This is a genomic window from Stenotrophomonas forensis, from assembly GCF_028752115.1.
Classification (GTDB): Bacteria; Pseudomonadota; Gammaproteobacteria; order Xanthomonadales; family Xanthomonadaceae; genus Stenotrophomonas; species Stenotrophomonas forensis.
In genome coordinates this window covers 909635-928829 of record NZ_CP082270.1, presented here as the reverse complement: position 1 = coordinate 928829, position 19195 = coordinate 909635, and the positions used below count along the sequence as shown (strand labels likewise).

The following is a 19195-nucleotide window of genomic DNA, read 5'->3' as shown; positions in this document are numbered from 1 at the left end:
CTGGAATTTCCACGCCACGGCCGCAACACTGTGGATTAACGAATGGTTGCCCCCTGCCCTGCCACGCTGGGCGCGCCCTGCCCGAGGACCTCCTGCTTGCGAGCCCTGCTGCTGACTACCGCCATCACCCTGGCCCTGGCCATGCCGCTGGCCCAGGCCCAGGAGAAGCTGCCCGACATCGGCTCCTCGGCCGGCGAACTGCTGACCCCGGCGCGCCAGGCCGAGTATGGCGCGATGATGCTGCGCGAGCTGCGCAACTACGGTTATCTGCTCGACGATCCGCTGGTCAACGACTGGCTGCAGACCATGGGTACCCGGCTTGGCTCCAACAGCGACCAGCCGCGGCAGCCGTACACGTTCTTCGTGATGAAGGATCGCCAGATCAACGCCTTCGCCACGCTGGGCGGCTACATCGGGGTCAACGCCGGCCTGGTATTGACCGCCGAGCGCGAGGACGAGGTAGCGGCAGTGCTGTCGCATGAAATCGCCCACGTCACCCAGCAGCACGTACTGCGTGGGGTCGAGCGCGCCCAGCGCGACCAGATCCCGATCCTGCTGGGCATGCTGGCCGCGGTGGTGGCCGCGCAGGCCAGCAACAGCACCTCCTCCGGCAACGCGACCATGGCCGCGATCAGCTCGGGCATGGGCCTGATGCAGCAGCGGCAGATCAACTACACCCGGTCCAACGAATCCGAGGCCGACCGCCTTGGCATCCGCACCCTGGCCCGCAGCGGCTACGACGTGGACGCCATGGCCGGCTTCTTCGAGCGGATGGCGGCGGCGATGCGCGGCAACGAAGGCGGCTACAGCGTGCCGGAGTTCCTGCGCACCCACCCGGTCAACATCACCCGCATCAGCGAAGCCAAGGCCCGTGCCGAGCAGATGAAGAAGGACACGGTGCTGCTGACCACCAGCACCCCCAGCGGCGAACGCAGGGAGCGGGTGGACCCGGCCGACCCCAGCCTGGCCGAACCGCTGCTGCGCGGCAACAATCCGCTGCTGCCCAGCAGCGTGCTGCGCATCCCGATCGGCCAGCTCAGCCGCGGTGCCAGCGGCGACTTCGACTGGGCACGCGAGCGCCTGCGGGTGCTCAGCGCCGACTCCACCGCCGAACTGGAGCGCGAATACGCCGACATGGCCAAGCGCCAGAAGGATGGCCTGAACGACGCCCAGCGCTATGGCCAGGCCCTGGCCGTCATGCGCGGCGGCCGCGCCGGTGCCGGGCAGGCCCGGCAGACCCTGGCCACCCTGCTGCAGACCCGCCCGGACAACCTGTGGCTGGCGCTGGGGCTGGGCGAGGCCGAATCGCGCGCCGGCCAGGCCGCCCAGGCCAACAGCCGCTTCGAACAGCTGCTGCGCGAGCACCCCAACAGCCGCCCGGTGGCCCTGACCTATGCCGAGATCCTGAACGAACAGGGCAGCCGCGAGGCCGGCCAGCGCGCGCAGGCCATGCTGCGGCCGCTGTTGTCGCAAAGCGGTAACGATCCGGTCTTCCAGCAGCGATACGCCCGCGCCAGCGAACTGGCCGGTGACAGCGTGCGCGCCAGCGAGGCCTATGCCGAGGCCGCCTTCCTCAGCGGTCGTCCGGAGCAGTCGCTGATCCAGTTGCAGGCGCTCAAGCGCAACCCGGCGCTGGATTATGTCGGGCGGGCACGGGTGGACGCGCGCATCGAAGCGATCACCCCCACCGTGCTGGAACTGCGCCGCCAGGGCGTGCAGGACCCCGACCTCGACCGCCGCTGAGCGCCGCATGACCGACCGATGGCAATCCAGGCCGGTTCCGGCCAGGTAGTCACAAACATGTCATCAAACCGTAGTCTACTGGCACCACTCCAGTAACCGAGCCCTACGGTGTCCTCGTGCAGAAACGCATCCTGATCGTCGATGACGAGCCCGCGATCCGTGAAATGGTCGCCTTCGCCCTGCGCAAGGGCGACTACGAACCTGTCCACGCCGGCGATGCCCGCGAGGCGCAGACCGCGATCGCCGACCGCGTGCCCGACCTGATCCTGCTGGACTGGATGCTGCCCGGTACCAGTGGCCTGGACCTGGCCCGCCGCTGGCGCAAGGAAACGCTGACCCGCGAAGTGCCGATCATCATGCTGACCGCCCGCGGCGAAGAGAACGATCGCGTCGGCGGGCTTGAAGCCGGCGTCGACGACTACGTGGTCAAGCCGTTCTCGGCGCGCGAACTGCTGGCCCGCATCCGTGCGGTGATGCGCCGCGCGCGCGAGGACGACGAGGACGGCAGCGTGGCGGTCGGCCCGATCCGCATCGATGGCGCCGCCCATCGCGTGTTCGCCAACGACCAGCCGGTGCCGATCGGCCCGACCGAATACCGCCTGCTGCACTTCTTCATGACCCACCCCGAGCGCGTCTACACCCGCGCCCAGCTGCTGGACCATGTCTGGGGTGGCAGCGTGTACGTGGAGGAGCGCACCATCGACGTGCATATCCGCCGCCTGCGCAAGACGCTGGAACCGTTCAACGCCGAGAACATGGTGCAGACCGTGCGCGGCGCCGGCTACCGCTTCTCTACTGCAACCTGAGCCTCGTCGTGCCGGCACCGCGCACCCGCGGGTGCCGGTGCCGGCAACTCTGCTATAACCCTCGGTTCACCCCAGTGAACCGCCGCACCTCAACGACGAGATCGCAATGCCCCGCCACATCCGCTCTGCCTGGTTGAAGACCCTGGCCACCGTCGCCGCGGTACTGCTGTTCGCCGGACTGGTGGGGTGGTTCTCGGGCCATCTGTGGCTGTGCATCGCACTGGGCGCGCTGGCTACCCTGGCCTGGCATTACTGGCGCCTGCGCAGCGTGCTGCGCCGCCTGACCGCGCGCCAGCGCTGGGACACCGCCGACGAAGGCACCGGCGTCTGGAACGAACTGGACCGCCTGCTGTACCGGAACCAGGTGGAAATGCGCGTGCGCAAGCGCCGCCTGCTGGACATGCTGCGCAGCTACCGCGCGGCAGCCGCCGCACTGCCCGATGCGGTGGTGGTGCTGGACCGCAACAGCCAGCGCGTGCAGTGGTTCAACGAAGCGGCCACCGCCCTGCTCGGCCTGCACCATCCGGGTGACCTCGGCGAGGCGCTGGTCGAACGCCTGCAGCCGATGCCGCTTGCCCACTGGCTGGCCGGTGGCCGCAATGCCGAACCGATCCTGGACGTGCCCTCGCCGGTTGATCCGGCGATCCGCCTCAACCTGCGCCTGATTCCCTATTCGTCGGACTACTGGCTGCTGATCGCCCGCGACGTCAGCAAGCTGCTGCGCCTGGAACAGGTCCGCCGTGACTTCGTGGCCAACGTTTCGCACGAACTGCGCACACCGCTCACCGTGGTCCACGGCTACCTGGACATGATGGACCCGGACGATTTCCCCGGCACCGGGCCGATGCTGGAGGAAATGCGCAAGCAGAGCCAGCGCATGGCCCAGCTGGTGGAAGACCTGCTGACCCTGTCGCGGCTGGAATCGCAGGAGCACAGCGAGGACGAGACCGTGGCCATGCAGCCGATGCTGGCCACCCTGCGCCGCGAAGCCGAAGCACACAGCCAGGGCCGCCACCAGATCAGCATCGACGACCTGGCTGGCGTGGACCTGCAGGGCTCGACCAAGGAACTGCACAGCGCGTTTTCCAACCTGGTCACCAATGCGGTGCGCTATACCCCGGCCGGCGGCCGCATCGCCGTCGAGTTCCGCCGCGAAGGCGATGGCGCGGTGTTGGCCGTGCGTGATTCCGGCTACGGCATCCCGGCCACGCATCTGCCGCGCCTGACCGAACGTTTCTACCGCGTCTCCAGCAGCCGTTCCCGCGAAAGCGGCGGAACCGGCCTGGGCCTGTCCATCGTCAAGCACATCCTCGGCCTGCACCACGCGCGGCTGGAGATTGAAAGCGAGGTCGGCAAGGGCTCGGTGTTCTCCTGCCATTTCGATGCCGACCACGTGCGCCCGCGCGAGTCCGCCCCCCTGACTTCCATCGAAGAATGACGCCATGAGCAGCCTCGGATCCCTCCCCCTCCCCGTGAGCCCGGACAATGATCCGCTGCGTGATCCGGCGCTCTACATCAACCGCGAACTGTCGCAGCTGGATTTCAACTTCCGCGTGCTGGCGCAGGCCATGGACCCGCAGGTACCGCTGCTGGAGCGCCTGCGCTTCATGTGCATCTCCTGCACCAACCTTGATGAATTCTTCGAGATCCGCGCCGCCGCCGTGCGCCACGCGCAGGAGTTCGGCCTGCCACCGGCGCCGGACGGCATGAGCCCGCAGACCATCCTCACCGCCATCCATGACCGCGCCGCCGAGCTGGTGGACCAGCAGTACCGCTGCTGGAACGAGACCCTGCGCCCGGCGCTGGCGGAGGCCGGCATCGGCGTGCTCGGCCGCCAGTCCTGGAACCACCGCCAGAAGCGCTGGCTGCGCGCGTACTTCCGCAACGAGATCATGCCGGTGCTGTCGCCGCTGGGCCTGGACCCGGTGCATCCGTTCCCGAAGATCCTCAACAAATCGCTGAACATCGTGGTGGTGCTGAAGGGCACCGATGCGTTCGGCCGCGCCGGCCACCTGGCCATCGTGCGCGCGCCACGCTCGCTGCCGCGCATCATCCAGCTGCCCGAAAAGCTTGGCGGCCCGCAGAACTTCGTGTTCCTGTCTTCGGTGCTGTCGACCTTCGTCGATGAACTGTTCCCGGGCATGGAAGTCCTGGGCGCCTACCAGTTCCGCGTCACCCGCAATTCCGAGCTGGTGGTGGACGAGGAAGAAGTGGAGAACCTGGCGCTGGCACTGCGTGACGAGCTGGTCGATCGCGGCTACCGGCCGGCGGTGCGCCTGGAGATCGCCCATGACATGCCGCGCGACATCGTGCGCACCCTGCTGCAGAATTTCGGCCTGACCGAGAACGCGGTGTACCGCATCGACGGCCCGGTCAATCTCAACCGCATCATCCAGCTGTACGACCTGATCGCACAGCCGGACCTGAAGTACCCGCCGATGACCCCGCGCACGCTGCGCGACAGCGATGGCATCTTCGAGACCGTTGCGCGACATGACCTGCTGCTGCATCACCCCTTCGATGCCTTCACCGCAGTGCTGGACCTGATCCGGCAGGCGGCGGTTGATCCGAACGTGCTGGCGATCAAGCAGACCCTGTACCGCACCGGCAAGGATTCGCTGATCGTCGACGCATTGATCCAGGCCGCGCGCAACGGCAAGGATGTGACCGTGGTGGTCGAGCTGCGTGCGCGCTTCGACGAAGAGGCCAACCTGGGCCTGGCCGATCGCCTGCAGGAAGCCGGCGTGCAGGTGGTGTACGGCGTGGTCGGCTACAAGACCCACGCCAAGATGCTGCTGATCGTTCGCCGCGAGGGCCGCAAGCTGCGCCGCTATGTGCACCTGGGCACCGGCAACTACCACAGCGGCACCGCCCGTGCTTACACCGACATCAGCCTGATCACCGCCGATGCGGACATCGGCAACGATGTGCACCTGCTGTTCCAGCAGCTGTCCGGCCTGGCGTCGAATATGAAGCTCAAGCGCCTGCTGCAGTCGCCCTTCACCCTGCACACCGGCATCCTCGGCCGCATCGAGCGCGAAACCCGCATCGCCGCCACGGGCCGTCCGGCGCGGATCATCGCCAAGATGAACGCACTGAACGAACCGCAGGTGGTGCGCGCGCTGTATGCCGCCTCGCAGGCCGGCGTGCAGATCGACCTGATCATCCGTGGCGCCTGCACCCTGCGCCCGGGCGTGCCGGGTATCTCGGACAACATCCGGGTGCGCTCGATCGTCGGTCGATTCCTCGAGCACAGCCGCGTCTACTGGTTCGGCAACGATGGTGCGCCGGAAATGTACTGCGCCAGCGCCGACTGGCTTGAGCGCAACCTGCTGCGCCGGGTCGAGACCTGCTTCCCGATCCTCGATCCGGAACTGGCCAAGCGGGTGTACCGCGAGGTCCTGCAGAACTACCTGGATGACAACCTCAATGCCTGGGAACTGGACGCCGAGGGCATCTACCACAAACGTGCCCCGGCCCACGACGAAGCCCCGCATTCTGCGCAGATGGCATTGATGCAGGGGCTGTAACCCGGTGTGTCGACCCAGGTCGACACCCACCAACAGCCGCACGGAACGCCGTCCCGGCAGATCGCAGAAATCTGTCGAAGGCGGGGTGGGTCCGGTTGCGGGGGCGTGAGCGCCATGGATGGCGCGACCGAGGCTACATGGACGTACTTGCGCCGTCCCCCGCAGCCGGACCCACCCCGCCATCCCACGGATAGCCCGCTTTTGCCGTTGCCGTTGATTCGGCAGGTGCAGGGCGCAGCCCTGCCGCACTCTCCTCTTCCAAAATGTGAAGGCCGCGCGGTGACGAGCACACCGCTCCTTCGGCTAACATTCGTCCATGCCGCATACCACCACGACTCCGCCCGCATTGCAGGATGGCGACCTGCTGGCCGCCATCGACCTTGGCTCCAATAGTTTCCACATGGTCATCGCGCGCTACACGCTCGGCCAGCTGCGGGTGATCGACCGCCTGCGCGAGACGGTGCGGATGGCCGACGGGCTGGATGGCAAGGGCGGACTCTCCGCGGCGGCCCGCCAACGCGCGCTGGAGTGCCTGGCCCGCTTCGGCCAGCGCATCCGCAACGTGCCACCGCACCGGGTGCGCGCACTGGCCACCAACACCGTGCGCCAGCTGCGCTCGCCGCAGTCGTTCCTGGTCCCGGCCGAGACCGCTTTGGGGCACGCCATCGAAGTGGTCAGCGGTCGCGAAGAAGCGCGCCTGATCTACCTCGGTGTCGCCCATGCACAACCGCCCAAGCCCGGCCAGCGCCGGCTGGTGATCGACATCGGCGGCGGCTCCACCGAATTCATCATCGGCATGGGCATGCAGACCCTCGAGCGCGAAAGCCTGCAGGCCGGCTGCATCGCCAGCACCCGCCGATTCTTCCCGGGCGGCAAGCTGAGCAAGAAGCGCTGGAAGGACGCGCTGGCCGAGATCGGCCGCGAGTTCCAGCCCTTCGCCAGCAAGTACCGTGCGCTGGGCTGGCAGGAAGCACTGGGTTCTTCGGGCACGCACAAGGCGATCAGCGAGATCTGCGCGACGATGAAGCTGAGCAAGGGCGCGATCACCGCCGAAGCCCTGCCACAGCTGCGCGACGAACTGCTGAAAGCCAAGAAGATCGACGACATCCAGTTGCCGGGCCTGTCCAGCGACCGACGTCCGATCATCGCCGGCGGCATCCTGGTGCTGGAAGCGGCCTTCCAGGCTCTGGGCCTGCAGAAGCTGCTGGTCAGCAAGGCGGCGATGCGCGAAGGCATCCTGTATGACATCGTCGGCCGTGCCGGCGAGAACGACCTGCGTGACGAATCGGTGGCCGCGCTCAGCCAGCGCTATGGCATCGACATGACGCAGGCCGACCGCGTGCAGGAGACCGCACTGTCACTGCTGGAGCAGGTGCAGGAACACTGGAAACTGGATGCCGACGATGCCCGCATGCTGGGTTGGGCTGCACGCCTGCACGAGCTGGGCCTGATGATCGCGCACAGCGGCTACCACGTGCACGGCAGCTACGTGCTGGAACACTCGGACATCGCTGGTTTCTCGCGGCAGGAACAGCAGATGCTGGCCGCGCTCGTGCGCAGCCACCGCCGCAGCATCACCAAGACCGCCTTCGATGCCCTGCCCGAGCGCCTGCTGCTGACCGCACGTCGGCTGGCCGCCCTGTTGCGCCTGGCGGTGCTGCTCAACCGCGCGCACGAGGACGCCCCGCTGCCAGCGCTGGAACTGACCGCCGACGACAACCGGCTGTCGCTGATCGTGCCGCAGGCATTCATCGATGCCCGCCCGTTGCTGCGCGCCGACCTGATCGGCGAGACCGACGGCATCGCCGGGCTGGGCATCCAGTTCCGTCCGTTCGTGGCCTGATCCTGCCGGGACGACGCCCGTCCCACGCGCCAATTTGCGCTGCGCCGCAACATCACCTTCCCAGGTGCGACGGGCAGTTCCGTCGCAAGTTCCCGTTTTTCCTCACATATCCATCACGTCGATGACATGGGAGGAAATATTTCGACATAAGCTCTTTACAACCTCTTAACTACCGAGACTAGTATCGGAGCACCGGCGCAGTTCGGCTGGGCCATTGGATGCCTTCCTTGGGCATCTCCGTACGTCTTTGAGAGAGAGAGAACGTAATGACTTCACGTACCGTGTTGGGCAAGGCGATTGCCCACGCCCTGGTGACGACCACCGCCCTGGCCGTCGTGCCGGCGTTCGCCCAGGATGCTGGCGGCGCCTCGCCGACCAATCTGGATCGCATCGAGATCACCGGTTCGCGCATCCGCCAGGTCGATGTGGAAACCTCCCAGCCGGTGCTGGCGCTGACCCGCGTCGAGATCGAGCGCCAGGGCTTCAGCTCGGTGGCCGACATCCTGCAGAACGTCACCGCGATGGGCAGCCCGGCCATCAGCCGCGCCAACGCGCTGAGCGCGGGCGAGAACACCGGCGGCACCTACATCGACATGCGCAACCTGGGCGCACAGCGCACCCTGGTGCTGGTCAACGGCAAGCGCCTGGGCATCAGCACCTCCGGCTACCAGGACGTGTCGTCGCTGCCGGTGTCGGCAGTGGAGCGCATCGAAGTGCTGAAGGATGGCGCTTCGGCCATCTACGGTTCCGACGCGATGGCCGGCGTGATCAACATCATCACCCGTTCCAACGTCAACGGCGTGACCGCCAACGTCTACCACGGCCAGTACAGCGAAGGCGATGGCGCCCGTGACCGCTTCGACGTGGTCGGCGGCTGGAGCAATGACCGCGTGTCGCTGACCCTGGCACTGGAACACTCCGAGGAAAAGAGCGTCTGGGCCAAGGACCGCTGGTTCAGCAAGTACGGCGTGAGCGACCGCCACCCGAACGATCCCTCCAACTGGACCACGCTGAGCCAGTGGGGCCAGTTCACCGGCCTGAAGGGTGGCCCGGGCTGCACCAACACCAGCCAGGGTTGCGGCTACTCGCTCAACCGCGGCGCTGACCCGACCAACCCGGCCAATTACCATCTGACCGACGCGACGCCGTTCACTGGCGACGTCAGCAACGCCAACGAGCAGATGCACGTGATGTATCCGCTCAAGCGTGATTCGGTGTACTTCGACGGCCGCTTCAAGATCACCGACCAGGTCAACCTGCGCACCGAATTCGGCTACAACAAGCGTTCGGCCGAGCGCCAGATCGCAGGCTACCCCCTGCAGTCCAGCTCGGTGTCGATCTCGGGTGACCCGACCGCCACCGGCCTGATGTCCAAGGACAGCTACTTCAACCCGTTCGGCAACCAGCACGGCTATGCCCGGCCGACCGACATCGCGTGGAACCGCCGTACCTGGGAAATTCCGCGTGTAAGCACCAGCGAACTGAAGACCTACCGTGCGGTCGTGTCGCTGGATGGCACCTTCGAGATCGGCCAGCGCTACTTCGACTGGGATGTGGGCTACCAGTACAACCGCAACGAGCTGACCGCCACCGCTACCGGCAACCTGCACAAGAAGCGCGTGCGTGACGCCGTGGGTCCGTCGTTCCTGGATCCGGCCACCGGCAAGGTGATGTGCGGCCGCCCGGGTGCGGTGATCGACGGCTGCAAGCCGTGGAATCCGCTGGTGCCCTACGGCAGGAACGATCCGAACGGGCTGACCGGCAATGAAGAACTGATGGCGTGGCTGTTCCCGGCCGAGCGGACCACCGGCCGGACCACCACCAAGAACGCGTTCGCCAACCTGTCCGGCAGCATCATGACCCTGCCGGCCGGCGACCTGGGCTTCGCCTTCGGCGTGGAAAGCCGCAAGGAAGACGGGCGCTACACCCCCGATGCCCTGGCCCAGACCGGCGCCACCACCAACCTGGCCGCCGGCCCGACCGGTGGCAGCTACAACGTGAAGGAAGCCTACCTGGAGCTCAACGTACCGGTGCTGGCCGACCTGCCCGGCGCGCGCGAACTGAGCTTCAATGCCGCCACCCGCTTCTCCAAGTACAACACCTTCGGCAATACCCTCAACAGCAAGTTCGGCTTCAAGTGGAAGCCGATCGACCAGCTGCTGGTCCGCGGTACCTGGGCCGAAGGCTTCCGCGCCCCGACCATCAACGACCTGTACGGTGGCGGTTCGGAAACCTTCGCGCAGTTCAGCGATCCGTGCGACACGCAGTTCGGCTCGTCCAAGAGCAGTGCCGAAGTCCGCGCCCGCTGTGCACGTGACATCGCTGATGCCGCCAACTTCCGCCAGCTGAAGCAGGGCAATGTCCCGGTGACCACGGCGCAGGATGCAACCCCGACGCCGTTCGTGTCCGGTTCCAATCCGCTGCTGGTTCCGGAAACCTCCACCAGCAAGACGCTGGGCGTGGTGTGGAGCCCGACCTTCATCAGCAACTTCAACGTCGCGCTGGACTGGTGGAAGATCCGCATCGACAACACCATCGTCGGTGACAGCCCGAACCAGATCCTGAAGGATTGCTACGAGCAGGGCATCGAAGCACGCTGCAGCCGCTTCAGCCGCGACCCGTCCACCGGCATCGTCACCGGCCTGAAGTTCGGCAACCGCAACGCCGGCTTCGCCGAGACCGAAGGTTACGACCTGGATGTCAGCTACCGCGTCGACACCAGCTACGGCAAGCTGAGCGCAGGCTGGACCAGTACCTATGTGAGCAAGAACGTCTATCGCTCCACCAACGATGTCCGCGATGCGATCACGCCAATCAACGGCGTTGCCAACACCATCGGCACCGCCACCAGCCTCGCGTTCCGCGTGCGCTCGAACCTGGTGCTGGGCTGGGATGTGGGCGACTTCGGCGTCAGCTGGACAGCGCGCTACTACTCCGGCGTGAAGGAGCGTTGCGCCAATGCCAGCCTGTATCCGGACGAGTGCTCCGATCCGACCTTCCTGGCGCCGTGGCTGAAGGCGCCGACCGCCTACAACGAGCGCGGTGCAGTGACCTTCCACGACGTGCAGTTCCGCTACAACCTGCCGTGGGACGCCACCGTGTCGGTGGGCGCCAACAATGTGTTCGGCAAGGAAGCCCCGGTGATGTACAGCAAGCCGAACTCGTCGTTCTCCTACTACGGTGGCTACGACATCGGACGCTTCATGTACATGAAGTACCAGCAGCGCTTCTGATCCATCGCGCTGTCATCTGCAACAGGAACCACGGCCCCTCGGGGCCGTGGTTTTTTCTTGCCCACGGTGGCCGGCACCTGCGTCATCTGGCGGTCGCAAAGCCGTCATGTCCACTACATCGCCATAGCCGAGCATGCCGGAAACCCGGAGGCCCGCCATGCGCTATGCCATCGTCACCGAGACCTATCCGCCGGAAGTGAACGGCGTTGCCCTCACCGTGCAGGGCCTGGAGCAGGGACTGCGTGATTCCGGCCATGAAGTCGACCTGGTCCGACCGCGCCAGGCCAGCGAAGCACTGGACTCGGCACCGGGCACGCTGCTGGTTCCCGGCGCCGCGCTGCCCCGCTACCCCGGCCTGCGCTTCGGCCTGCCGGCGCCGATCCGGCTGGGCCGCCATTGGCAGCAACAGCGCCCAGACGCCGTCTACGTCGCCACCGAAGGCCCCCTGGGCTGGTCTGCACTGCGTACCGCACGCCGTCTCGGCATCCCGGTTGCCAGTGGCTTCCACACCCGCTTCGACGAGTACCTGCCCGACTACGGCGTGGCCTGGCTGCAGGCTGCCGCGATGCGCTGGATGCGCCGCTTCCACAACCAGGCCGATGCCACCCTGGTGCCCACCCGCGAGCTGCAGCAGTTCCTTGGCGAACAGGGTTTCGAGCGTGTGCGCCTGCTGGCACGCGCGGTCGACAGCCAGCAGTTCGATCCGGGCAGGCGCGACCCGGCGCTGCGCGAGGAATGGGGCGTGGACGGCAACGGCCTGGTGGCGATCTACGTTGGCCGCATCGCCGCGGAAAAGAACCTTGGCCTGGCTGTAAAAGCGTTCCGCAAGCTGCAGCAGATCCGCCCCAAGGCGCGCTTCGTGTGGGTGGGCGATGGTCCTGCACGCGAAAAGCTGGCGCACGAGAATCCTGACTTCATCTTCTGCGGCATCCAGCGCGGCGAAGCGCTTGCACGGCATTTCGCCAGCGGTGACCTGTTCCTGTTCCCCAGCCGCAGCGAGACCTTCGGCAACGTGACTCTGGAAAGCATGGCCAGCGGTGTAGCCACCGTCGCCTTCGATTATGGCGCCGCGCGCGAGTACCTGCGCAACGGCGAGAATGGCGCAGCAGTGGACAATGATGAGCAGTTCGTCGAGGCCGCCGTGCGGCTGGCTGCCGATGATGCGCAACGCCACCTGCTGGGCAGCAACGCCGCGCGCGCGATGAAGCGCCTGCATCCACAGCAGGTGGTCGCCGAATTCGATGCCCTGCTGGCCGAGCTGGCCCACTCGCGGAGGAGCGGCCATGCGCACCACGCGGCTTGAATTGCTGGCCGACCGCGAAGCGCGCCTGTGCAGGCGCGCCAACCACTACTGCCGGCGTCGCCGCGTGCGTCGCCTGTTCTCGGTCATCAGCCGGCTCGGCGATGGCGTGTTCTGGTACGTGCTGATGGGCGCGCTGGTGCTGCTGGATGGCTTCGACGGCCTGCGCGCCTCGGTGCACATGGCAGCCACCGGCCTGGCCGCACTGCTGCTGTACAAGGGCCTCAAGCGCTGGACCCGGCGCCCGCGCCCGTACGCGGCCGACCTGCGCATCCGCGCCTGGGTGGCACCGCTGGACGAGTTCAGCTTCCCCTCCGGCCACACCCTGCACGCGGTGTCGTTCACCATTGTCGCGCTGGCTTACTACCCGTGGCTGGCGCCGCTGCTGGTGCCGTTCACCGCTGGCGTTGCGCTGTCGCGGGTGGTGCTCGGCCTGCATTACCCCAGCGACGTGCTGGCCGCGACCGGCATCGCGGTGCTGCTGGCCTCGGCCAGCCTGGCCTGGTTGCCGCTGCCGGTGTGACGGCCGCCGGGCATGGCCCGGCGCTACCGTCATCGTGGATGGCCTAGAATGCAGGCATGACCACGCTGTTCATTTCCGACCTGCATCTGGACCCCAGCCGTCCGGAAATCACCGACCTGTTCCTGCGCTTCCTGCGCGAGCAGGCGCCCGGCGCTGATGCCCTGTACATCCTCGGCGACCTGTTCGAAGCCTGGATCGGCGACGACACGCCCTCGCCTGCCGCCGACGCGGTGGCCAATGCGCTGAAGGTGCTGTCCGACAGCGGCGTGCCGGTGTACTTCATCCGCGGCAACCGCGACTTCCTGCTCGGCGAGGACTACGCACGCCGTGCCGGCCTGCGCATCCTGCCCGACCCGTGCATGATCGAGCTGTACGGCCGCCCGGTGCTGCTGCAGCACGGTGACCTGCTGTGCACCGATGACATCCCCTACCAGCAGTTCCGTGCGCAGACGCGCGACCCGGCGTTCCAGGCGCAGTTCCTGTCACAGCCGCTGGCGGCACGCATCGCTTTCGCACAGAAGGCCCGCGACGCCAGCCAGGCGCGCCAGTCCGAGATGAAGCAGGAAGACCGTGCGCAGTTCGAGTCGGTGACCGACGTGGCCCCTGCCGAAGTCGAGGCCACCTTCGTCCGCCACGGGGTGGACACCATGATCCATGGCCATACCCACCGCCCGGCAATCCACTCGCTGCAGGCCGGTGGACGCGGCTGTACCCGCATCGTTCTGGGTGACTGGTACGAACAGGGTTCGGTGCTGCGCGTGGATGCCAGCGGCTGGTCGCTGGATACGCTGGCCCGCGAATGATCGATCGCAGGTTGCCAACCAAGGTTGGCATCTACCGGAGCAGGTAAACGCGCCCGGGTAGACGCCGACCTTGGTCGGCGCCTGGACTCAGCGGAAGGCCGCGATGGTGGCCTTGGTGTTGACTAGCACGCGCTGGTTGTCGGCGGTGCTGGCATTGCCCATCGGGATACCGTTGTAACTGATGTTGGGGTTGGACCAGTAGTTCAGGCGCGGGCAGCTGCGGGTGCAGTTGTAGGCCATGATCGTGCGCCAGCCAGTGCCCGTCGACGGCTCATAGCGATAGCCATGGCCATAGGCATAGGGCGAGGTGCTCGAATCGGTGGCGATGTCATGCCGCGCGCTCTGCAGGTGACCGATCTCGTGTGCGAACGAGTAGTAGCCGGTCGCGCAATCCCAGTACACCGCCGCGAACGCGGTCGATGCCGTCGAGCCGATACCCGAGGCCAGGCCGCAGTAGGCGGTGTTGTTGATCAGCAGCACGCCCACATCGGCGGCGGTGGTGTTGCGACTGGTATGGATGCTGTCCATGTGGCCATCGCTGGTGCCACGGAAGCGCGCCAGGTCGGTATCGAAGCTGCCCGACTCGGTGTAGCTGGTGGTCTCGTAACCGGCCAGCTGCATGGTGATGCCGACGTTGCTGTTGACGTAGCCCTGGTTGGACTCGGCCACCGCCAGCTGCACCAGCGACTGCATGTTGCCGCCGTAGGCCGCCACCGCGGCATTGGTCGCCACCACCAGCACACGGATGGTCGCGGGGGTGCCGGACGAGGCCTGTGCGATGCCGATGCGATCGTTGTCGCCCATCGGGATCTTCGGCAGCTGGTTGTAATCGGCCGGATGGTCGGCCGGCATCCGCGACTCATCCACCTCCACCAGCACATGGCGGTTGCCCAGCGGGCGCAGCCGGTACAGCTTGCCGTCCTTGCGGATGGAACCGGTGATGGTGTTGCCCGAGCGCACCAGGATCAGCGAGTTGCCGGGATCGTCCTGTCCGTTGGAGGTTGCCGCGGTCAGCTTGTCCGAAGGCGAGCGGAACTGGCCGTACCAGATGCTGCCACCCTCGGGCAGCGCCTCGAGTTTGCTGCGCACTGCCTGCACGCGCTGGCCAAGCAGCTCGAACTCCAGTTGTGGCTGCGCAGTGGCCGCTGCGTCGACCCGGACTTCCTGCACCGTCGCAGTAGACGGGGTGGCCAGCAGCTTGCCCAGCGCGGGCTCACTGTTTGCCGATGCCCGGCTGATGACCGTCACCGGCTCGAACAACGGTGCCGCATGCGCGGCCGCTGCCACCGACAAACCCAACACCAGGCCACCTGCCGCTTTGCCAATCGATCTGGACAACATTGCGTCGCTCCTTGAATGATGTGAACAGCGTTGATGCAGCACGCCCGGGTTTGCCGGGTTTGGCCATATGGCCTGCGCGGGTCGTGTGAATTCAATAGTTGATGCGAATGAAAATCAGGAATTGTGATCAACCGCATCTGCGTTCAGTCAGGTCAAAAGCGTCACTACACATCGCAAATACACATTTTTCGCGCTACTTTGACGCGGCCACGACGAGGAATGCACATGGCACGATCGCAGGACACGGACGAAGATGTCGGCTTGCTGCGGATCGGCCTGTTCTTCGATGGCACCCGCAACAACGCCCACAACCTGGCCCGCGGTCGCCCGCAGCAGCCGCATCCACGCCCGGTGCAGCTGCGCGCGGATGATGACTCGACCTACCAGAGCCGGCTGACCAGCAGCTACGACAACGGTGAGACCAACATCGCCCGGCTGCAGCAGCTGTATCCGGACAGCCGCCGCGATGCCGTGGCCACGCCCTCGCTGTCGATCTATGTGGAAGGGGTCGGCACCCGCGATGATGCCGACGACGATCTGATCGGACTGGCCTTCGGTATCGGTGCCAGCGGCGTGCGTGCGAAGGTGCAGCGCGCGCTGCAGGTGCTGCTGCCGGCTGCGCTTGCCGGGCTGGCCGCGCGCTGGCGACAGCCGCTGCGCCGCGTGCAGCTGGATCTGTTCGGCTTTTCGCGGGGCGCTGCCGCGGCGCGTGATATCGCCAACCAGCTGCAGGGCTGGGACGGTTCACGCTGGCGCCAGCTGCTGCAGGGGGCGGGCCTGGCCTGTGCCGCCGACTTCGCCCCCGCGGTGCCGGTCGTGCGCTTCATCGGCCTGTTCGACACCGTGGTTGCGGTCAGTGGCGGCCGCGCCGATGAACAGCCACACCTCGCTCTGCGCAGTGACATCGCCGCGCACGTCGTGCAGCTCACCGCGCGCGACGAACATCGCCAGCACTACCCGCTGACCAGCGTGGCACCGCCGTTCACCGAGATCGCCCTGCCCGGGGTGCATGCCAACATCGGGGGCGGTTACAACCAGCTCGAGGAAGGCCCCAAGCTGCTCAGCCGACCACGGCGGCAGCAGCTGCGTCGCCCCGCCGTTGCTGACTACCAGATACCGCCGCTGGCGATGCTGCAGGCCACCACCGCCTACGCTGAAACGCAGGCCGATGCGGAGCGCTGGCGGCAGCAGCTGGGCGTCGGCGACAAGGAAATCTGGGTGGATGTCTGGCACCAATGGCAGCAGCAGCGCCGGGCCGGCAGCCGCAGCGTGCTGTTGTCACCCGTGTTGTACGTCACCGCCGCGGTCGTGCTGCGCAGGCGCATCGACTGGCGCTACCAGCTGATCGCCCTGCAGGTGATGCAGCAGCATGCGATCGATGCTGGCGTGCAATGGCGTGCGCAGGCCGCCGGGGTCCAGGGCTGGGAACTTCCATCCGCCCTACAGCCGATCGCCCGTCGCCTGGTCGCCGGGCAGGCACTGACCCAGACCCAGGAAGCGCTGCTGCGCCGTCGCTACCTGATGCAGTCGGCACACTGGAATTTCGATGCCCTGGGCGATACCGCACTGACCTACGCCGCCGACGCAGGCGTCAGCGAGCTGCCGTATCGACCGGGGCCCGGCCTGTTCTACATCAACCGGCCGACCGTGGATGGCAAGCGCGTGGTGCTGCCGAACGCATGAAAAAGGGGACGGAGGGAATTAAGTCGTTTGTGCCATAAGCGACTTAATTACCTCCGTCCCCTTTTTCTCAGCCGGCCTGCTCGACCAGGTTGGCGAGCTCGTCGGCATCGAAGCCGGCCAGCAGGCGCGCTTCGATGTTGAACGGCCCATGCAGGTAGCCGCCGGCGTACTCCAGCAGCAGCTCCTTGAAACGCGCGCGCGGCTCGACACCGTCGCGGTCGCAGTACCAGCGGTACCAGCGCGATCCGGCCGCGACATGCGCGACTTCCTCGCGCAGGATCACTTCCAGCACATCGGCGGTATCGCCATCGCCGACATTACGCAGCTTCTCGATCATGCCCGGGGTCACGTCCAGGCCACGCGCTTCCAGCACGCGCGGCACCAGCGCCATGCGTGCCAGGCCGTCATGCGCGGTCTTCTCGCACATTTCCCACAGGCCGTTGTGCGCAGGGAAATCAGCGTAATCGTGACCGTGCACCTGCAGGCGCTCGCGCAGCAGCATGAAGTGCCGCGATTCGTCGTCGGCACAGCTGACCCAGTCGGCGTGGAACGCCGGCGGCAGGCCGCGGAAGCGGTACACCGCATCCCAGGCCAGGTCGATCGCGTTGAGTTCGATGTGGGCAATGGCGTGGATGAAGGCGGCACGCCCCTCCACGCCGCCCAGTCCGCGCCGCGGCACTTCACGCGGATGCACCAGCCGCAGCTGCGCTGGCCGGCCCGGCATGCGGATCGGCTCCGGCGGCGGTGCATCAGCGGCCACCTTCAGGCGGCCGGCACGGAACGCGGCGGCGCAGGCCTGGGTCAGCGCGACCTTGCGCAGCGGATCGGCTTCGGCCAGGCACCGCTGCGCGGCGCGCAGCAGGTCGCCTCCAACCTCGGGCACGTCCATCACGCCTGGGCCTCAGGCGCGGCGCTTGTGCTTGGCGTCGTCCGAACGCAGCTGCTGGATGCGCTCGAAATAGCCCGGTTCGATGCCGGTCGGGTAATGGCCGTTGAAGCAGGACGAATCGAAGTTGCGCAGTGCCGGGTTGCCTTCGCTCACCGCCGCTTCCATGTCTTCCAGATCCTGGTAGATCAGCCAGTCGCAGCCCAGGTGGGCTTCGATTTCTTCCACCGTGCGGTTGTGCGCCACCAGTTCTTCGGCGGCCGGCATGTCGATGCCGTAGATGTTCGGGAAGCGCACCGGCGGCGCCGCGCTGGCCAGGTAGACCTTGCGTGCACCCGCATCGCGGGCCATCTGCACGATCTGCTGGCTGGTGGTGCCGCGCACGATCGAGTCGTCCACCAGCAGCACTACGCGGTTGCGGAACTCCAGGTGGATCGGGTTGAGTTTGCGACGCACCGACTTCACCCGCTCGCCCTGCCCCGGCATGATGAAGGTACGGCCGATGTAGCGGTTCTTGATGAAGCCTTCGCGGTACTTCACCCCGAGCACGTTGGAGATCTCCAGCGCCGCATCGCGCGAGGTATCCGGGATCGGGATGATGGTGTCGATGTCGTGGTCCGGGCGCAGGCGCAGGATCTTCTCGCCCAGCTTGATGCCCATGCGCATGCGCGCCTTGTGCACCGAGACGTTGTCGATCATCGAATCCGGACGCGCGAAATACACGTATTCGAAGATGCACGGGGTGTGCTCGGCCGGCTCGGCACAGATCTCCGAGAACAGCTCGCCGCGCGCGGTGATCACCAGCGCTTCGCCCGGCTGCACGTCACGCACGCGCTGGAAGCCCAGCACGTCCAGCGCCGCCGACTCGGAGGCGACGATGTACTCATCGCCCTCGGCGTGGCTGCGCTTGCCCAGCACCAGCGGGCGGATGCCATGCGGGTCACGGAAGGCGACCAGGCCCAGGCCGAGCACCACGCTGACCACCGCGTAGCCGCCCTTGCAGCGGCGGTGCACGCCGGCGACCGCGCGGATCGCGGCTTCCGGGCTGAGCTGGCGCTGTGCGTCCAATTCGAACGCAAACACGTTCAGCAGCACTTCGCTGTCCGAATCGGTGTTGACGTTGCGGCGGTCCTGCTCGAACACCTGCTGGCGCAGCGCCTCGGTATTGATCAGGTTGCCGTTGTGGGCCAGCGCAATGCCGTAGGGCGAATTGACGTAGAACGGCTGTGCCTCGTCCATGCCTTCCGAACCAGCGGTGGGATAACGCACATGGGCGATGCCGACACTGCCTTCCAGGGTCGACATGGTGCGCGCATCGAATACATCGCGGACCAGGCCGGTGGCCTTCTGCACGCGCAGGCGGCTGCCGCTGGCGGTGGCGATACCCGCCGCGTCCTGGCCACGGTGCTGGAGGACGGTCAAGCCGTCATACAACTGCCCGGCGACGTTCTGGTTGCCGACGATTCCGACGATGCCACACATGGTGCGAGGTCTCCGCTGGGCT

Annotated in this window: 13 protein-coding genes; 10 read left to right on the top strand and 3 right to left on the bottom strand. The window is 66.8% G+C overall.

Features of this window, described 5'->3' with window-relative positions:
* Positions 1–96: 96 nt before the first annotated feature.
* From K5L94_RS04260 to lpxH, 9 genes are all read left to right on the top strand, one after another.
* Positions 97–1743: a M48 family metalloprotease gene (locus K5L94_RS04260; protein WP_053448908.1), complete on the top strand. Its 1647-nt coding sequence runs from the start codon at positions 97–99 to the stop codon at positions 1741–1743.
* Positions 1744–1859: 116 nt separating this feature from the next.
* A complete protein-coding gene (phoB, locus tag K5L94_RS04255) occupies positions 1860–2549 on the top strand; it encodes a phosphate regulon transcriptional regulator PhoB (RefSeq protein ID WP_005408258.1) in 690 nt (229 codons plus the stop codon).
* Positions 2550–2655: 106 nt separating this feature from the next.
* Positions 2656–3987 (top strand): phosphate regulon sensor histidine kinase PhoR, encoded by a 1332-nt coding sequence (phoR, locus tag K5L94_RS04250; protein ID WP_008267063.1) that lies wholly within the window; start codon positions 2656–2658, stop codon positions 3985–3987.
* Between the two features lie 4 nt (positions 3988–3991).
* A complete protein-coding gene (ppk1, locus tag K5L94_RS04245) occupies positions 3992–6079 on the top strand; it encodes a polyphosphate kinase 1 (RefSeq protein WP_274512032.1) in 2088 nt (695 codons plus the stop codon).
* A 316-nt stretch (positions 6080–6395) separates the two neighbouring features.
* Positions 6396–7922, top strand: a complete 1527-nt coding sequence (gene ppx, locus K5L94_RS04240) for an exopolyphosphatase (RefSeq protein WP_004154536.1) — start codon at positions 6396–6398, stop codon at positions 7920–7922.
* 266 nt (positions 7923–8188) lie between these two features.
* Complete coding sequence (locus tag K5L94_RS04235; RefSeq protein WP_164086119.1) at positions 8189–11155, top strand: TonB-dependent receptor domain-containing protein; 2967 nt, start codon at positions 8189–8191, stop codon at positions 11153–11155.
* A 157-nt stretch (positions 11156–11312) separates the two neighbouring features.
* On the top strand, positions 11313–12458 hold the full coding sequence (locus tag K5L94_RS04230) for a glycosyltransferase family 4 protein (protein ID WP_053448905.1): 1146 nt from the start codon (positions 11313–11315) through the stop codon (positions 12456–12458).
* Positions 12439–12978 carry a phosphatase PAP2 family protein gene (locus K5L94_RS04225; RefSeq protein ID WP_004154533.1) on the top strand — a complete coding sequence of 180 codons (540 nt, stop codon included), beginning with the start codon at positions 12439–12441 and terminating at the stop codon, positions 12976–12978. Before K5L94_RS04230 ends, K5L94_RS04225 begins: the two co-directional genes overlap by 20 nt.
* Before the next feature lie 56 nt (positions 12979–13034).
* Positions 13035–13781, top strand: coding sequence for a UDP-2,3-diacylglucosamine diphosphatase (gene lpxH, locus K5L94_RS04220; protein WP_053448904.1), 747 nt, complete (start codon positions 13035–13037; stop codon positions 13779–13781).
* An 87-nt stretch (positions 13782–13868) separates the two neighbouring features.
* Here lpxH and K5L94_RS04215 read toward each other — a convergent pair whose 3' ends face one another.
* Entirely contained in the window at positions 13869–15122 is a 1254-nt protein-coding gene (locus tag K5L94_RS04215; RefSeq protein WP_274512031.1) for a M12 family metallo-peptidase, read from the bottom strand.
* A gap of 225 nt (positions 15123–15347) precedes the next feature.
* Here K5L94_RS04215 and K5L94_RS04210 point away from each other — a divergent pair, with 225 nt between their 5' ends.
* Entirely contained in the window at positions 15348–16805 is a 1458-nt protein-coding gene (locus K5L94_RS04210; protein WP_274512030.1) for a phospholipase effector Tle1 domain-containing protein, read from the top strand.
* Positions 16806–16872: 67 nt separating this feature from the next.
* Here the strand turns inward: K5L94_RS04210 and K5L94_RS04205 are convergent, their stop codons facing one another.
* Together K5L94_RS04205 and purF are read right to left on the bottom strand one after the other, a co-directional pair.
* Positions 16873–17694 carry a ferritin-like domain-containing protein gene (locus K5L94_RS04205; protein ID WP_204303699.1) on the bottom strand — a complete coding sequence of 274 codons (822 nt, stop codon included), beginning with the start codon at positions 17692–17694 and terminating at the stop codon, positions 16873–16875.
* Between the two features lie 12 nt (positions 17695–17706).
* Positions 17707–19173: an amidophosphoribosyltransferase gene (gene purF, locus K5L94_RS04200; RefSeq protein WP_008265108.1), complete on the bottom strand. Its 1467-nt coding sequence runs from the start codon at positions 19171–19173 to the stop codon at positions 17707–17709.
* Positions 19174–19195 lie beyond the last annotated feature (22 nt).

Excerpts from the sequence above, each read along its gene's own strand:
- purF (WP_008265108.1), bottom strand. The coding sequence starts at position 19,173 with ATGTGTGGCATCGTCGGAATCGTCGGCAACCAGAACGTCGCCGGGCAG.
- phoR (WP_008267063.1), top strand. The coding sequence starts at position 2,656 with ATGCCCCGCCACATCCGCTCTGCCTGGTTGAAGACCCTGGCCACCGTC.
- K5L94_RS04230 (WP_053448905.1), top strand. The coding sequence starts at position 11,313 with ATGCGCTATGCCATCGTCACCGAGACCTATCCGCCGGAAGTGAACGGC.
- ppx (WP_004154536.1), top strand. The coding sequence starts at position 6,396 with ATGCCGCATACCACCACGACTCCGCCCGCATTGCAGGATGGCGACCTG.
- K5L94_RS04235 (WP_164086119.1), top strand. The coding sequence starts at position 8,189 with ATGACTTCACGTACCGTGTTGGGCAAGGCGATTGCCCACGCCCTGGTG.
- K5L94_RS04225 (WP_004154533.1), top strand. The coding sequence starts at position 12,439 with ATGCGCACCACGCGGCTTGAATTGCTGGCCGACCGCGAAGCGCGCCTG.
- K5L94_RS04205 (WP_204303699.1), bottom strand. The coding sequence starts at position 17,694 with ATGGACGTGCCCGAGGTTGGAGGCGACCTGCTGCGCGCCGCGCAGCGG.
- lpxH (WP_053448904.1), top strand. The coding sequence starts at position 13,035 with ATGACCACGCTGTTCATTTCCGACCTGCATCTGGACCCCAGCCGTCCG.
- ppk1 (WP_274512032.1), top strand. The coding sequence starts at position 3,992 with ATGAGCAGCCTCGGATCCCTCCCCCTCCCCGTGAGCCCGGACAATGAT.
- K5L94_RS04215 (WP_274512031.1), bottom strand. The coding sequence starts at position 15,122 with ATGTTGTCCAGATCGATTGGCAAAGCGGCAGGTGGCCTGGTGTTGGGT.
- K5L94_RS04210 (WP_274512030.1), top strand. The coding sequence starts at position 15,348 with ATGGCACGATCGCAGGACACGGACGAAGATGTCGGCTTGCTGCGGATC.